The following is a 15523-nucleotide window of genomic DNA, read 5'->3' as shown; positions in this document are numbered from 1 at the left end:
GCCCCTCTTTCAATAAAATTTATTAAGCTGCTTTTCTTAAAAAACTGAAGCTGCCTTTTGAAAGGACAGTCTTTTCAAGTCTGTGAGCCATCATACCTGCGAATACGGCAAGGATAATATCTTTTGGCAGCGGCACAACCATCCACAGCCATGCCATTGTATAAGTGAATCCATCAGGAGCTGCAGCCCATAGCTTATAGGCAAAATACATCCAGTTCGTTCCGAGAACATAGTTGATAACCAGTCCTGTCAATGCTGCAGCAATAAATGCTGGCAATGTCCGGTTCTTTTCAACTATTTTGCCAGCAGCATAAGCGGCAATAATGAAGGATAAAATGAAGCCAAATGTTGGGCTGATAATAGTAGAGAATCCAGCGCCGAATTTAGCAAAAACAGGAACGCCAACTAATCCAACAGCCGCATAAACAGTCATTGATATGGCTCCTAACCTGGCGCCTAGAATTAGCCCGGCGAGAAGTGCAAAGAAGGTTTGGAGAGTAATTGGCACCCCGCCTACAGTCATAAATGGCACAAAAGAAGTAATGTTGGCTCCCACAGCCATAAGGGCAACGAACATTGCCGCAAGTGTTAAGTCTATCGTTCTTAATTTCATATCAGCTAGCTCCTTTTTATTGGTATAAGAACAGAATAAACTTTCTGAATATTTTATGTCAACCTAATATTTTTTTAGTTAACAAATATGTGCCATTCGCTCTATATTTATAATTTTTAATTTGTGTAAAAGCACAACTGTGAAACCTTCGTCACTCGGCAAAGGAGGAAGAAGTGCTAAGCGCTATAGTATTTCTAGCTGAATCAAATCTCAGGGAAACTGCTAAAAAGCAAAATTGTTATGAAATAAGATATCAGTTGTTCCATTAGATTAGGAGCAAAGAAGTTGAATTGTTTGTATCAGTTGCTAAAGAACTGATCAAAAAAACTCCTCCATAATCAAGGAAGAGTGTGATGTTATCAGTCTACATTTTGCATAAGAGGTTTAAATAAATCAATATCTGAAGGAATGTTAAACTCGGCGGAACCATTTTTATTATAAGTCAAGGTATAAATATCAGAGTAGGGTATTTCAAAAAATATGGCACCTTCTTTTCGCTGTTTAGAATGGATATGTTCCGATCGTAAAGTGTCCCATCCATCATATTTATATGTATCATGCCTGTTGCCAACCAAACCATCAGAAGTTGCGAGAGAAAATTGTGCAGGGTTAACCAGCAGCTCTGCATCACCTGTATTTTTCACACTTACATATAAAACTACTAATAAATTACTAGGATTTTTAATACCTTCAGAAATTTCTATGTCGTTAATGTAGACTTCTGCTGATTTTTTGGCCAGTGCTGCCTTAACCACATCCAAGGTAGAACTGCATCCAGTAAGAGTTAAAAGAAGTGCAATAAATGATAAAGATACAAGTATATTTCTAAATTTCATAGGATCCCCCAACTTTAACTAATTTTTTATTTATACTTTTATATAGTATTTTAGAACTATTCATTTATCAATTAGAAAAAACCAAATCTTCCATATCTTGAATATATAACTTGAAAATACATAGGGACTTTAGGATTGCTTTATATCATTTAACCTCGATTCACCCCTCCGAGACAAGGGCTATTCACTTAAAAGTGAGATTAAGAAAGTGCCTACTTCCCGATTAACCTTGTTTCACAAGATTGTCGAAATGGTTTGGTAAACAGCTGCAGGGGGAAGTTCAGCCGAAAAAATAGAAAACCATCCTTGGCTAATAAAACTTAGGATGGTTTCCGTTGTATGTTCAAACACCAACATTTTCCTGTTTGCACTATTGGTTTCCAATTCTAAGCCCAAGGGAGAAGTGTTAATGCACTTCTTTGTTGAATTAAACTTCCTCATACCTCAATACACTATGCACTCCTGCGCCAAAGGCTGATGAATAGGGAGTCTGGATGAATTGGATATCGGTGTTGCTATAGGGTAATGTCAATGCTCTGCTGCTTATAGAAAATAAAGTGGATTCTCTGAAGACTTTTGCCTGATTATAAGGACTCTCAATAATGATGGATTCCGGATTCAAAAGATGGATTATATGAGTCATACCGATCCCGAGATACATCCCATATTGTGAGAGAACCTTCTGAATAGGATCTGAGAATTTCTCTAGGTTTAAACTACCGTCACTGAAAAGATCTTGATTCATTTGCATGGTTGTTTTCTTAAATACTGGCAGACTAATCAGTGTCTCTAAGCATCCCTTTTGTCCACAGTTACAAAGTGGACCATCAGGCTCTACACTAATGTGACCCAATTCTCCTGCAGACCAGCTAATCCCGTTGTGGACTTTATTATTAATAATAAAAGCTCCTCCGACACCATCCTCGATCCGAATATAAAAAGCACTTGAAAGGTCAGAACCTGACAGTTTCTCGATTGCCCCTAAAGCGGAAGCCTTAACAGTATTTAAAATATACACTGGGATAGAAATCACTTTTTCAAGTGTTTCTTTGATATTAATATTTTTCCATTGAGAATGAGTCGATTCATGTACGATTCCTGTGTCGGGGTCAACTAAGCCAGGGATTGCGATGCTTAGCCCAATGCTATCAGGATATTTTTCCTGCAGGTGTTTAGCTAGTTCAATAATTTGCTCAATCTGTGGCGCTAGCCGTTCGGAGGGAAATGATATTTCACCTTTTTTAATCACTTCGAGAAAAAAATCCATGATGAAATAGGTGCATTTTGTTTTGGTAAGGGACAGACCAATTGATATGTAGGATCTTGGTTCTATGGTGATTAACTTTCGCGGCCTGCCTGCACCTTGTTGTTCTTCTAACCCCACATCGAGTACTATGCCTTCTTTGACTAACTGATCAACGATTAAGGAAATTGTATTCTTGCTAACTCCTAAGGCTTTGACCAAGTCCATCCTCGAACAGGTTTTATGTTTTCGTAAATAAGAGAGTACACTCTTTTGATTGATCTCCCTTAATATAGCCGTCCCTTTTTGCTGCACCGATCTCACCCCGGCAAATAAAATTTCTAAATATATTGACAATTCAGGTAAAAAGTTAGCATTCTCTAAATTTATTAGTCATAAACTATGACTAATTATACGAAAAGCGAGGTGAACTTAAAACCTAAATTTCACACTGAAACTAAAAATATAAGAGGAGGGAAAGGGATGGGTTCATTAGATTGGGTCGTCATTATACTCTATTTACTTTTAATGGTTGGTATTGGTGCATGGTCTTTTAAGAAGATTAAGGGTTCCGATGATTACTTTGTCGCTGGAGGAAAGCTTCCTTGGTGGCTGTCAGGGGCATCACACCATGTATCAGGGTATAGTGGGGTCGTTTTTGCTGCCTATGCTGGTATTGCCTATTCTTTTGGATTTACAATTTATATGTGGTGGGCAGTCGCGATTACAATCAGTGTTGTGATTGGGGCTTATCTGATTGCTCCGAGATGGGCACGATTGAGAATGAAATTGAACATTGAATCACCACTTGAGTACTTATCCATTCGATATAATATGCCTACTCAACAAGTAATGGCCTGGAGCGGTGTCATTTTAAAGTTGTTCGATGTTGGGGCAAAATGGACTGCTATTGCCATTCTATTAAATGGATTTACGGGAATACCACTTGTTGCGGGGATCTTAATTTCTGGCGGGGTTTCCTTACTCTATATTACGATCGGGGGATTATGGGCGGATGTTTGGAATGATTTCGCTCAGTTTGTGGTTCAAATCATTGCCGGTCTTGTTATGTTCTTTATCGTCTTGTCTAAACTCGGCGGGTTTGGTGCAATCTTCACCATGTGGAGTGAACTTCCGGCCGGGAACGCAGATATCTTCCGTGAACCATATACTGCTGCATTCTTTATCGCATTCATTTTCATTACATTCTTCAGTTATAACGGAGGGACATGGAATCTTGCGCAGCGCTACATCGCATCTCCATCTGGTCCTGAAGCTAAGAAAGCTGCACTTTTCTCAGGCGTTTTATACTTGATTTGGCCGCTGATCATGTTTTTCCCTATGTGGGCATCACCAATTTTCTTTCCAAACTTAGAAGATCCAAACCAGGTTTACTCTATAATGACACAGGAATTCTTACCTGTAGGTTTAGTAGGCTTAGTTCTGGCAGGGCTGTTTGCTGCTACAATGTCTATGACTTCCGGGGATATTAATACAGTATCAGCTGTTATTACGAAGGATATTCTTCCAGCTATCTCAAGTAAAGTAAGGAATTTGGACAAAAAACAATCCCTTAAACTGGCACGAATTATTACGCTCATCTTTACTGGGTTAACTTTGATCTTAGGTATGAATGCAGATTACTTTGGGGGTGTCCTGGGCCTGATTATTTCTTGGTTCGCTGCATTAGTAGGGCCGGTCTCCATACCAATGTTACTTGGATTATTGCCTGCATTTAAACATAGTAATTCGTCTGCAGCAATTGGATCCATTATTGCAGGCTTAATCACCTTTATTGTATTCAAATATGGAATCACAGATGTTGCTCAGTCTATCAGTATCTCAGCACCACTGGCAGTCTCTCTGATTACCTTTATAGGCATGGGTTGGCTGAATAGAAACGAGCCTGTTCCAGAAGAGGTTGAGCAGCTTTTAGAGGCATTGAGTGATGAAACTTCCGAGTATACTGGAAAACCAATTAATTCTTAAATCTCAAGCTTACTCTGTCCGAATATATCTCGGTATATTCGGACAGTAAATTTAGATTAGGAGTTTAGCAGATGAGCAGAATGAATAAAAATTGCCTGGATTTTTACACGGAACATGTAGAGGGAGTGATCCTTCCTTTTTGGCATCGGGCTGTAGATACAAAATATGGAGGGATCTTTACCTGTTTTAGTAATAATGGAAATACGTTATTAAGCAGAGATAAATATACCTGGTCACAGGGAAGGTTTTTATGGCTATGGTCAAGACTGGCATCAATGGCCGGGAAAAATCAAATCGCTGGGAATCAGGAAGAGTATCTGTCCCAGGCAGACCAAACTGCTTCTTTTTTATTTGAGAATGTTTTTTTAGAAAACGGGAATTGTGCCTTTGTATTAGATGAGGAAGGAAAGATGAAAGAGTCTCATCCTGGACGGGGCTATGATACAAGTTTTTATGCAGATTGTTTTATCGTTTTAGGATTAACAGAGTATATTCGGGCATCTAAACGAACTACCTTCATATCGACGATCTTGAGCCTTTTTGACAGCATCATAGAACGGCTTGATAACGGGAAGATCCGCAGTGAGCCTTATCCTATTCCAGATGGGTACCGATCCCACTCTGTTTCCATGATTATGCTAAATGTGACCCAGGAGGTTGCAGAGGTTTTAGAAAGCTTTAACCATCCGCGCATGCAGGAGTTTGTTGATAAGAGTTTGTTTTATATGAATGATATTATCGATCATTTCATGATGGCTGATGGACGTATCATTGAGTTATTGCCCAACAATCCGTCCAGGAAGAGGGATACCTTATTAGCTCGGCATGTAAACCCGGGCCATGCCGTAGAATGTATGTGGTTTGTGATGAAGACAGCAGAACGAGCTGGGAATCTTGATGTAATCAATCGGGCTGTTCAAACAATTAAATGGGCCTTTGCTATCGGCTGGGATAAGGAATATGGCGGCTTGCTTCGGTTTGCGGATCACTTGGGCGGAGAGCCTAACGGAAGGCTGATTGATGATCCCTATGAAAAATTAATTCAAGATACCTGGGATACCAAGCTGTGGTGGCCTCATTCAGAAATACTATATGCGGCATTGTTGGGTTACTCGTTAACTCAGGATTCAGAATTGATCTCCATTTATGAGCAAATGGAGAAATATGTGTTTGACACTTTTCCAAACACAAATCTTGAAATAGGGGAATGGATCCAGATTCGAGCAAGAAATGGCGAGCCGATTAACAAAACGGTCGCCTTGCCGGTTAAGGATCCTTATCATATCCTGCGAAATTTATTGTTAATCATTGAACTTCTGCACGAGAAGCCTGCCTTATTGGGGCAGCTCAAATGAAAGCAATATTAAAATTAGGAACGGCAAAGGTTGAAATTACCCCACAGTTTCCGGTTGCTTTAGCGGGTTTTAAGGAACGGAAAGGCAGCTTTGAAGGGGTAGCTCATCCATTGCATCTCCGTGTTCTGTTTTTTCAATTAGAGGAAGCGGATCGCATATGCAGGAGCATTTTGATCAGTGCTGACTTAATTTGGTGGGATACCTCTCATGCTAAAAATCTCCGTAAAAGGATTGCTGACAGATGGGGCCTAGAAGAATCAGCCGTAATCCTGCATGCCACCCATACTCATTCGGGACCTCAAACAAGTAATCAATTCACACCATCGCTTGGGTGTCCAGTGGATGGATATCTTCAATTTCTAGAAGATCAATTGATGGCTGCCTTGGAGCAGGCATCTGTAAATATAGAACCGGTTACCATGGAACATGGAATCGGAAAGTGTGAGATTGGAATTCACCGGCGAAAACTTGTTAAAGGGAAGTGTGTGATGGCCCCTAATCCAGACGGCCCCACAGACCAGGAGGTACATGTTATTTGTTTTCGAACAGCCAAGGAAAGGTTCAAGGCTATTATCACACATTATGCCTGTCACCCGACGACAACGGCAGATAATTCTATATCCTCGGAGTATCCCGGTGTCGCAATGGACCTAGTTGAAAACCATTATGGGAAGGATAGTGTCGCACTTTTTTTACAAGGATGCAGCGGAGACATTCGGCCTGCATTAGTGAAAAATGGGTTATTTTATCGTGGAACAGATCTTGAGGTAAAGAAGCTTGGCAAGAAGCTTGCAGATGAGGTTTTATGGGTTGCAGGAAAAACGATGAGTCCTTTAAAGCCTGTTCTTAAAAACAGAAAGGTACAGACTTCGCTCTCTTTTAAAACCTTGCCGACACTAGCGGAACTAAGGGGAAAAGTGACAGAGCCAGATGTAATGGGGGAATGGAGCTCTCTTCTATTAGCACAGCCCGATCGAATAAACTTGGAAGTCCCTATAGAGTTTACCTACTTGCAAATTGCAAATTCACTTGCTTTCCTAGCCATAAACGCGGAAGTTGTTGTGGATTATGGCTTATGGATCAAAAAAACCTTTGCTGGAAAAGTCCTGCCTATTCCATATAGCAATGGCATGCTTGGCTATATTCCAACTGCAAAACAAACGGAAGAAGGCGGGTACGAAGCAGAGGAGTCTTTATACTACTTTGGTTTGCCAGCACCCTTTTCTGTAAGCATAGAAAAAGAGATTAAGAAATCAATCATTACTTTGGAGGGAGGGGAACATTTTTGATCGTACAGCCTATCAAAATGGAGAAAATTGACCAATTAAAGCTAGCGGTTTTTAAGGATCGGAAGGCCATGGGGAAAGCAGCGGGCATTGCGGCTGCAAAAAGAATAAGAGAGCTTTTAGCTAAACAGGAGAAAGTTCGAATCGTTTTTGCTTCTGCCCCGTCACAAAATGAATTTCTTGAACAGCTAAGGAAGGAAGCAGGAATTGAATGGTCCCGCATTACTGCGTTTCATATGGACGAATATATTGGATTACCGAAAGATTCCCCTCAATTGTTTAGCAGATATATCGATGAACATTTGTTTTCCTTTGTGAATCCTGGAGAAGTTCACTTTATCGATAGTTCCAATTCAATTTCAGACGAGTGCGTGAGATATACAAAGCTGATTTCGCAAGCTCCTATTGATATGGTTTGTCTGGGAATCGGAGAAAACGGACATATTGCCTTTAACGATCCACCTGTAGCTGACTTTTACGATCCAGAAGTGATTAAGCCTGTCGAGTTAGATGAAATGTGCCGCCAGCAACAGGTGAATGATGGGTGCTTTCCTGAAATTAATCAAGTACCAACACAGGCACTTACTCTAACAATTCCCGCCTTACTATCAGGAAGTTATCTTTATTGTATCGTACCAGGAAAAACCAAGTTTGAAGCAGTCCAGTCCACCTTGTACGACAGCATTTCTGCAGCGTGTCCAGCAAGTTATTTACGAAGGCATCCAAACTGTATGCTATTTGCAGATCAAGATGCCTATGGAGCACAAAGTTAATGAAGGAGTACATCGGATTACATTATCGAACAGAAAGCCCGGTTAGCATAAAAGTTGAAAATGGAATCATTGTTGAGCATAAGGTATTAACTGAAATGAAGGATACTCCACATGCTTTTATAGCACCTGGTTTGATCGACTTGCAAATAAACGGGTATGGGGGCATTGATTTTAATACCGTACCTATACGTGAAGAGAACATTATTCAAGTAACCAAAATGCTGTGGCAAGAGGGAATCACCACCTATTTTCCCACAGTAATTACAAACAGCGATGAAGCGATCGAGTCTGCATTAAGGACAATAGCAAATGTATGTGAAAAGAATCCTGAAGTGGATCGGTGTATCGCGGGCATTCATGTTGAAGGGCCGTTTATCTCCCCAGAGGATGGTCCAAGGGGAGCCCATCAAAAACAGTACGTGAAAGGTCCGGACTGGAAACTCTTTAAGAAATGGCAAAAAGCGGCAAGTGGAAGAACCAAAATTGTAACGCTTTCCCCTGAGTGGCCTGGTTCAATCGAATTTATACGTCAGTGTGTCAAAGAGAACGTAATTGTTTCAATTGGGCATACTTCAGCCACTCCAGAACAGATTCAATCGGCCGTAGCCGCAGGAGCTCGTATGTCCACGCATCTAGGGAACGGTGCCCATCTTATGCTGCCGAGGCATCCTAATTATCTATGGGAGCAATTAGCACATGATGATTTATGGGCTTGCCTTATTGCTGATGGCTTTCATTTACCGGACTCGGTCTTGAAGGTGTTTATACGAACGAAGCAGAATCATGCGATGTTAGTGAGTGATTCAGTTACCTATAGTGGTATGGAACCAGGTGAGTACACCTCCCATATCGGTGGAAAGGTGGTTTTAACCCCAGAAAGAAAGCTTCACATGGCGGAAAACCCCCAGCTTTTGGCAGGTTCAGTACAGCTGTTGAAATGGGGAATTGAGAATCTAGTTCATAAGAAACTGTGCTCATTTGAAGAGGCATGGGAGATGGCATCCATTCGTCCGGCCAAGTTTCTGCAGCTCCCGCAGCAAAAAGGGTTAGAGGTTGGAGCACCTGCAGACTTTATTCGCTTTTCAAAAGTTGAGAATCAAATTCGCATCCTTCAAACCATTAAAAATGGAAAATGTCTGTACAATTGTAATTTTAAAGGGGGAAGAGCGAGATGAGTTTTGTCATGACTCAATATTTAACAAAGATTGTTGATCATCTGCAAATGCTGCATGATGAAGAGGGGGACTCGATTAGAGCTGCGGCGCAAGCAATTGCCGACCATATTAAACAGGATAAAATTATATTTGCATACGGCCCTGGAGGACACTCGAATTTAGGCCCTCAAGAAATTTTTTTTCGGGCAGGGGGATTAATGCACATCAGTGCAATGTTGGATGAAGGCACTTTATTAAATAATGGGGCATTACGTTCAATGGCAATGGAGCGAACACCTGGCTATGGAAAATTAGTGGTTCAGGAATATGGGCTCCAAGCCGGCGATCTTCTACTCATTATAAATGCTTATGGTATGAACGCAGCTACTATCGATGCTGCATTGGAGGCAAAACGATTAGGAGTTAAGACCATTGGGGTTACCTCTGTACGGCATGCTTCTGCGACACCAGAAAATCATCCAGCCCGCCACCCTACTAAGAAAAATCTATACGAATTGGTTGATATCGTTGTAGATACTAAAGTCGAGGTAGGTGACGCAGTTGTAGAAATTGAAAACGTGAATCAAAAAGTCGCAGCGATGTCTACCTTTGCCAATGCCTATTGCTTAAATTCAATCGTTGCCGAGACAGTCGAAATCTTAGCCAAAGAAGGACTAACACCACCAATCTGGATGAGCGGAAACGCCCCAGGCGGAGACCAAGCCAATGCCAAATTCATAGAACAGTTCAAAGGACGGATTAAGAAGCTTTAAAAGGGTGCCTTAAAAGGGTGCCTGTCACTCCCCGATTAATCTTGTTCCACGGTTTTTTTAGAAGCAGGGACTGGTCCCTGCTTCTTTCGGGGTGGTGCCTGTCACTTCCCGCTTAATCTTGTTTCACAACAAGGTAACCTCTCCTTTGCTTGATCCGGTACTTCTGTTAAAATGGAAGCTAATAATGGTGAGAGTGTTGGGGGAATTGGGATGTTGACGATTAAGGAAATTGCTGAAATGGCAGGTGTGTCGAGAACGACGGTGTCGCGGGTTTTAAATGATTCGGGATATGTGAGTGATGAGGCACGGAAACGTGTTGTTAAGGTGATTGAAGAAACAGGCTATATTCCGAGCCAGCAGGCTAAATCCCTCCGAACGAAAAAGACAAAGGTAATTGGGGTCGTCATTCCCAAGCTGGGTACGGAGACATCCGGGCGCCTGGTAAATGGTATGAATGAAGTGTTTAGTAAATATGGCTATCAGATTCTCCTCACGAGCTCCAATTTGGAACCCCAAAAGGAAATCGAATATTTAAGACTGTTAAAAAGCAGGCAAGTGGATGGAATCATCCTTAGTGCGACGACAATAAGCGATGAACTAATTACCGAGATCCATCAGCTCAAAATGCCGTTTGTTGCAGTTGGCCAAAACATTCCCGGCGTTGCCAATGTTATCTATGATGATTTTAATGCATCAAAAGCCATGACAGGCCTTTTGATTGAACGTGGCCGCAAAAATATTGCTTTTATTGGTGTTCCTGAAAGTGATCAGGCTGTTGGAATTGAGCGAAAGCAGGGCTTTATTAAGCAGATGGAGAAGCACAACCTTCTGATCCGTCCAGAGTGGATGGCAATAGCTGATTTCAGTATAACTTCTGGCTATCATGCCATGTCCAAGATTATCGAGAATGCAGCAGGTTGGGTACCAGATGGCGTTTTCTGTGTGACAGACCGAATGGCAATTGGTGCCATGCAGTATTTAAAGGAAGCTGGCCATAGGGTTCCGGATGATATTTCTGTTGCAGGGATAGGAGCATCAGATATTTCGAAGTATTTCCAACCAGCACTCACGACAATGGATTATGAAAATGAAGTTGCCGGACAGGAGGCTGCACAGATTCTGCTAGCCCAAATTGAAAAAAGTGAAAATTTCCAGAAAACGATTACTTTAAATGGTAGACTGATTGAAAGAGATAGTATATAATCAGTTATGAAATCGATTTCATAACGAGATCATTCCTTAATTTTTTAAAAATCGCTCCAATAATTCATGGTATATGGGATTGTGTCTGCTAAATGTGGAATCGATTCCATAAAAACTAAGCATTGTGGAATCGATTTCACACAAACAATATCATTAGATTCTTCTAATATGAGGAGGGTTCAGCATTATGGCTGACAATAGGGAAATTGCAAAAGACATTATTGATGCAGTTGGCGGGCAGGACAACATTCAATCAGCTGCCCATTGTGCAACAAGATTAAGAATCATGGTTAAAGATAAGGAAAAAATAGACCAGGAACGTGTTGAAGAGATTGAAAAGGTTAAAGGCGCATTTTTCAACTCAGGTCAATTCCAGGTTATTCTTGGTACGGGGACAGTAAACAAGATTTATGAAGAAGTAAAAAAGCTTGGGGTAAACAGCTCAACGAAGGGCGAGCAAGCTGAAGAGGCAGCCAAAAGCGGAACACGCTTCCAGCGAGCGATCCGTACTTTCGGTGATGTGTTTGTGCCGATTATCCCAGCTCTTGTGGCAACTGGTTTATTTATGGGGCTTCGCGGACTTGTCATGCAGGAACAAATTCTGGCCTTTTTCGGAATGGCTCCAGAAGATGTTTCGGAAAACTTTCTACTATTTACCCAAATTCTAACGGACACGGCCTTTATCTTCCTGCCAGCTCTTGTGGCGTGGTCAACATTCCGCGTTTTTGGCGGCTCGCCGATCATCGGTCTTGTTCTCGGTCTGATGCTTGTTAGTCCGGCCTTGCCAAATGCATGGGGGGTTGCCGGAGGAGATGTTGAACCATTAATGTTCTTTGGCTTCATCCCGGTAATCGGCTATCAAGGTTCTGTGCTTCCTGCCTTTATTGCTGGTATCATTGGTGCCAAGCTTGAAAAACAAATCCGGAAGCGTGTACCAGACGCCTTTGATCTGATTGTCACTCCATTTTTAACATTGCTGGTTATGATTTTCCTTGCGCTGTTTGTTATCGGTCCAGTTTTCCACGCTATAGAAGGTATTATTTTAACAGGTACAATTGCCGTGCTAGAGTGGCCATTCGGAATTAGTGGTCTCCTGATCGGCGGCTTGAATCAAATTATTGTTGTTTCCGGTGTCCACCATGTATTTAATATGCTGGAGATTTCCTTGCTCGAGAGCCTTGGTTATAACCCATACAATGCGATCGTTACTTGTGCTGTTGCAGCCCAGGGAGGCGCGGCACTTGCAGTCGGACTAAAATCTAAATCAAAGAAGCTTAAAGCATTGGCACTTCCGTCTTCTCTGTCAGCTTTCTTAGGAATTACAGAACCTGCAATCTTTGGGGTAAACCTTCGCTATGGCAAACCATTTATCATGGGTCTTATTGGCGGCGGTGTTGGCGGTTTCTTCGCTTCCATCTTTGGGCTGAAGGCAACGGGAATGGCGATTACGGTTATTCCAGGAACTTTGCTTTATCTTAATGGTCAGATTCTGCTGTACTTGCTCGTAAACATTATCGCAATTGCCACAGCATTTGCCCTGACTTGGATGTTCGGATTCTCTGATAAAATGCTGAAAGACCAGCAGCAGAAATAATCGTTACTATTTTAAAAAATTGTTTGTGCATGAATTGTAAAAACAACGAAGGAAATAGCAACAAATTTTACGAAAACAGCCTTATTTTTAAAAGGAAAGAGGTAGAATTCCTTATGAAAAAAAGTGGACTGATCACTCTGGGAGAAGCATTAATTGACTTCATTCCTCTTGATAAAACGAATACATCCTACCAGAAAAGCCCAGGAGGTGCTCCGGCAAATGTCGCAGTCGGAGCTGCCCGGCTTGGGATGAAATCAACGTTTATTGGAAAGCTCGGAAACGATGTGCTGGGTGAATTTTTACGAACAACTTTAAAGGGCTTTGGGGTGGATGTATCGAGCATCCGTCTGACCAGTGATTACCGTACCGGCCTAGTGTTTGTGACACTCGCCTCTGATGGAGAGCGGAGCTTTAGCTTTTATATTGACCCAAGTGCAGACATGTTTTTAGATGAAACAGAAATTGAAGAGAACGTGTTTAAGGAGAATAAAGTTTTCCACTTTGGGACGATTTCACTACTGATGGATCCTGTGCGGTCTGCAACCAAAAAGGCGATTTCCTATGCTAAAAAGCACGGGATGATTGTGTCCTTCGATCCGAATGTCCGCTTAAGTCTTTGGAAGGATGAAGCCTTGCTAAAAGAAACCATTTTTAACATGCTTCCAGATGTGGATGTTTTAAAAATCTCGACCGAAGAGCTGGATTTTTTAACCGGATCTGAAGACACTGCGATCATAGATAACTGGATGACTAAGTATGGCCTTTCGCTCATATTTCTGACAAAAGGAGCGGAAGGTAGTACGGTTTTCACAAAATCAGGAGCCGTTGAGGTAAAAGCGCTAAAGGTAAATACGATTGACACAACAGGCGCAGGGGATGCTTTTGTTTCAGGGTTTTTGTATTGCCTGAATGAAAGGGAGCAGGATCTCTCCACGATTTCCGTTGAGGAAGCAGCCGAAATAGCTGCGTTCGCTTCCGTTTCGGGTGCTCTTGCTGCGGCGCAAAAAGGGGCAATGACGGCATTGCCAACTTTGCCTGAGGTGCAAAAAATGCTTTCAGAAGATGGGAGTCGATCATGAAACAACAAGAATTACTTCTGAGTGCGGCAGAAAAAGTGAAAAAAAATCAGCAAAATCTGTCTGAAGATCCAAACCGGCTGCAGTTTCACCTTATGCCGCCGGTCGGATTGCTGAATGATCCGAACGGTTTGATTCAATTTAATGGAACATACCATGTGTTCTATCAATGGAACCCATTTGAAACGGCCCATGGATCAAAATTTTGGGGTCATTATACCTCTGAGGACTTGGTCCATTGGCAGGAACAGCCTCCTGCCCTAACACCAAGTGAATGGTATGAGAAAAACGGGTGTTACTCGGGTAGTGCTGTAGAATCAGAGGGAAAGTTATTCTTATTTTACACAGGGAATGTTAAAAATGAGCAGAATGAACGGGAAACCTATCAATGCTTGGCTGTTTCAGATGATGGGATCCACTTCGAGAAAATGGGCCCAGTCATTCTGCTGCCGAAAGGATATACCGCCCATTTCCGTGACCCTAAGGTATGGAAAGATGACGGTCTCTGGTATATGGTTCTCGGTGCTCAAACGTTAAACGAAGAAGGCTGTGTCGTCCTTTATTCCTCACCTGATTTGAAAAACTGGGAATATAAAGGGCCGATTGCCGGGAGCGGGATGAACGGTTTGGAAGACTTCGGCTATATGTGGGAATGCCCTGATTTTTTCAGGCTAGGCAATAAAGATGTTCTGCTAGTTTCACCCCAAGGATTGGAACCGAAAGGGCATATGTATCACAATATATTTCAGTCTGGCTATTTTATCGGCAATTTGAAGCCGGAAACCCCAGTTTTTTCTCACGGTGATTTTGTTGAGCTGGACCGAGGCTTTGATTTTTACGCGCCGCAAACCTTCGAGGATCAACAAGGAAGAAGGATTATGTACGCCTGGATGGGGCTCACCGATGAAGATGAACCTTTTCAGCCGACGATTGAACACGGGTGGGTCCACGGATTGACACTTCCAAGAGAGCTTAAACTGAAGGGCGATAAGCTTTATCAGCAGCCTCTCCCGGAAATGAAGAAGCTGCGAAAAGCGAAAACGTTTGACCGTCAGTTAACCTTGGAAGACGAGAACTTTTCAGATCTGGGATTGGATGGAAAAGTCAGTGAGCTTAAAGTCACATTCAATGGCGGCAATGCCGAAGTTGTTGAATTGACCATTCGCGATCATGTTAAAATCCGTTTTAACAAATCAGAACAGCTTTTTACTCTTGAAAGAGAATCCTTCCAAAACGGAAAACTAGAAAAACGCTCATGCACACTATCAGCTTTAGAAAACATGCACATCTTCCTAGATACAAGCTCAGTCGAAATCTTTCTAAACGGCGGACAAGAAACATTCACCGCCCGATTCTTCACCCATCCCGAAAATGAAAACCTTCAGCTAAATATAAAAGGGCAGGCAGAGATGAGAGTAGAGAGATGGTGCCTGTCACTTCCCGAATAATCTTGTTTCACAGGCTGCAGCTAATCAAACGTTTGATTGAACAAGCCGAGGCTAAGGCGGAACCAGGTTTGAAAATTAATCAAACGTTTGATTAAATATTAGAAGGCCACCCCAGCTTTAAAAGAGCACAGGGTGGCTTTTTTAGTTCTTAATAGTTAATTTCTATTGCCAGTAGTTTTG

The 15523-nt window shown here is 42.0% G+C and carries 13 protein-coding genes; 10 read left to right on the top strand and 3 right to left on the bottom strand.

Annotation, left to right across the window (positions count from 1 at the left end; translation table 11 throughout):
- Positions 1–22 precede the first annotated feature (22 nt).
- From HRJ06_RS18220 to HRJ06_RS18210, 3 genes are all read right to left on the bottom strand, one after another.
- Positions 23–613, bottom strand: coding sequence for a biotin transporter BioY (locus tag HRJ06_RS18220; protein WP_174734406.1), 591 nt, complete (start codon positions 611–613; stop codon positions 23–25).
- 359 nt (positions 614–972) lie between these two features.
- Entirely contained in the window at positions 973–1449 is a 477-nt protein-coding gene (locus HRJ06_RS18215; protein ID WP_174734405.1) for a DUF4352 domain-containing protein, read from the bottom strand.
- A gap of 427 nt (positions 1450–1876) precedes the next feature.
- On the bottom strand, positions 1877–3007 hold the full coding sequence (locus HRJ06_RS18210) for an ROK family protein (protein ID WP_174734404.1): 1131 nt from the start codon (positions 3005–3007) through the stop codon (positions 1877–1879).
- Between the two features lie 168 nt (positions 3008–3175).
- Between HRJ06_RS18210 and HRJ06_RS18205 the strand changes: the two genes are divergently transcribed.
- The 10 genes from HRJ06_RS18205 to HRJ06_RS18160 all read left to right on the top strand — a co-directional run bounded on the left by HRJ06_RS18205 (position 3176) and on the right by HRJ06_RS18160 (position 15343).
- Complete coding sequence (locus HRJ06_RS18205; RefSeq protein WP_174734403.1) at positions 3176–4681, top strand: sodium:solute symporter family protein; 1506 nt, start codon at positions 3176–3178, stop codon at positions 4679–4681.
- Between the two features lie 71 nt (positions 4682–4752).
- A complete protein-coding gene (locus HRJ06_RS18200) occupies positions 4753–6036 on the top strand; it encodes an AGE family epimerase/isomerase (RefSeq protein WP_174734402.1) in 1284 nt (427 codons plus the stop codon).
- The gene (locus HRJ06_RS18195; RefSeq protein WP_174734401.1) at positions 6033–7325 is read left to right on the top strand and encodes a neutral/alkaline non-lysosomal ceramidase N-terminal domain-containing protein; all 1293 of its coding nucleotides are present in this window, start codon (positions 6033–6035) and stop codon (positions 7323–7325) included. The genes HRJ06_RS18200 and HRJ06_RS18195 overlap by 4 nt, the downstream gene beginning before the upstream one ends.
- The gene (locus HRJ06_RS18190; protein WP_338421121.1) at positions 7322–8095 is read left to right on the top strand and encodes a glucosamine-6-phosphate deaminase; all 774 of its coding nucleotides are present in this window, start codon (positions 7322–7324) and stop codon (positions 8093–8095) included. Before HRJ06_RS18195 ends, HRJ06_RS18190 begins: the two co-directional genes overlap by 4 nt.
- On the top strand, positions 8095–9270 hold the full coding sequence (gene nagA, locus HRJ06_RS18185) for an N-acetylglucosamine-6-phosphate deacetylase (protein WP_174734400.1): 1176 nt from the start codon (positions 8095–8097) through the stop codon (positions 9268–9270). Before HRJ06_RS18190 ends, nagA begins: the two co-directional genes overlap by 1 nt.
- Positions 9267–10022: a sugar isomerase domain-containing protein gene (locus HRJ06_RS18180; protein WP_174734399.1), complete on the top strand. Its 756-nt coding sequence runs from the start codon at positions 9267–9269 to the stop codon at positions 10020–10022. Before nagA ends, HRJ06_RS18180 begins: the two co-directional genes overlap by 4 nt.
- 210 nt (positions 10023–10232) lie before the next feature.
- A complete protein-coding gene (locus tag HRJ06_RS18175; RefSeq protein WP_174734398.1) occupies positions 10233–11225 on the top strand; it encodes a LacI family DNA-binding transcriptional regulator in 993 nt (330 codons plus the stop codon).
- Positions 11226–11412: 187 nt separating this feature from the next.
- Positions 11413–12819 carry a sucrose-specific PTS transporter subunit IIBC gene (locus HRJ06_RS18170; RefSeq protein WP_174734397.1) on the top strand — a complete coding sequence of 469 codons (1407 nt, stop codon included), beginning with the start codon at positions 11413–11415 and terminating at the stop codon, positions 12817–12819.
- Between the two features lie 113 nt (positions 12820–12932).
- Positions 12933–13898: an aminoimidazole riboside kinase gene (locus HRJ06_RS18165; protein WP_174734396.1), complete on the top strand. Its 966-nt coding sequence runs from the start codon at positions 12933–12935 to the stop codon at positions 13896–13898.
- Positions 13895–15343, top strand: a complete 1449-nt coding sequence (locus tag HRJ06_RS18160) for a glycoside hydrolase family 32 protein (RefSeq protein ID WP_174734395.1) — start codon at positions 13895–13897, stop codon at positions 15341–15343. Before HRJ06_RS18165 ends, HRJ06_RS18160 begins: the two co-directional genes overlap by 4 nt.
- Positions 15344–15523 lie beyond the last annotated feature (180 nt).

This window comes from Mesobacillus harenae (assembly GCF_013343715.1).
Classification (GTDB): Bacteria; Bacillota; Bacilli; order Bacillales; family Cytobacillaceae; genus Mesobacillus_A; species Mesobacillus_A harenae.
Note: the sequence above shows the minus strand (reverse complement) of the source record. Positions and strands in the feature narration are given on the sequence as shown.

Bases quoted from the DNA above. Each gene is read 5' to 3' on its own strand.
- HRJ06_RS18220 (WP_174734406.1), bottom strand. From the start codon at position 613: ATGAAATTAAGAACGATAGACTTAACACTTGCGGCAATGTTCGTTGCC.
- HRJ06_RS18215 (WP_174734405.1), bottom strand. From the start codon at position 1,449: ATGAAATTTAGAAATATACTTGTATCTTTATCATTTATTGCACTTCTT.
- HRJ06_RS18205 (WP_174734403.1), top strand. From the start codon at position 3,176: ATGGGTTCATTAGATTGGGTCGTCATTATACTCTATTTACTTTTAATG.
- HRJ06_RS18200 (WP_174734402.1), top strand. From the start codon at position 4,753: ATGAGCAGAATGAATAAAAATTGCCTGGATTTTTACACGGAACATGTA.
- HRJ06_RS18195 (WP_174734401.1), top strand. From the start codon at position 6,033: ATGAAAGCAATATTAAAATTAGGAACGGCAAAGGTTGAAATTACCCCA.
- nagA (WP_174734400.1), top strand. From the start codon at position 8,095: ATGAAGGAGTACATCGGATTACATTATCGAACAGAAAGCCCGGTTAGC.
- HRJ06_RS18180 (WP_174734399.1), top strand. From the start codon at position 9,267: ATGAGTTTTGTCATGACTCAATATTTAACAAAGATTGTTGATCATCTG.
- HRJ06_RS18175 (WP_174734398.1), top strand. From the start codon at position 10,233: ATGTTGACGATTAAGGAAATTGCTGAAATGGCAGGTGTGTCGAGAACG.
- HRJ06_RS18170 (WP_174734397.1), top strand. From the start codon at position 11,413: ATGGCTGACAATAGGGAAATTGCAAAAGACATTATTGATGCAGTTGGC.
- HRJ06_RS18165 (WP_174734396.1), top strand. From the start codon at position 12,933: ATGAAAAAAAGTGGACTGATCACTCTGGGAGAAGCATTAATTGACTTC.
- HRJ06_RS18160 (WP_174734395.1), top strand. From the start codon at position 13,895: ATGAAACAACAAGAATTACTTCTGAGTGCGGCAGAAAAAGTGAAAAAA.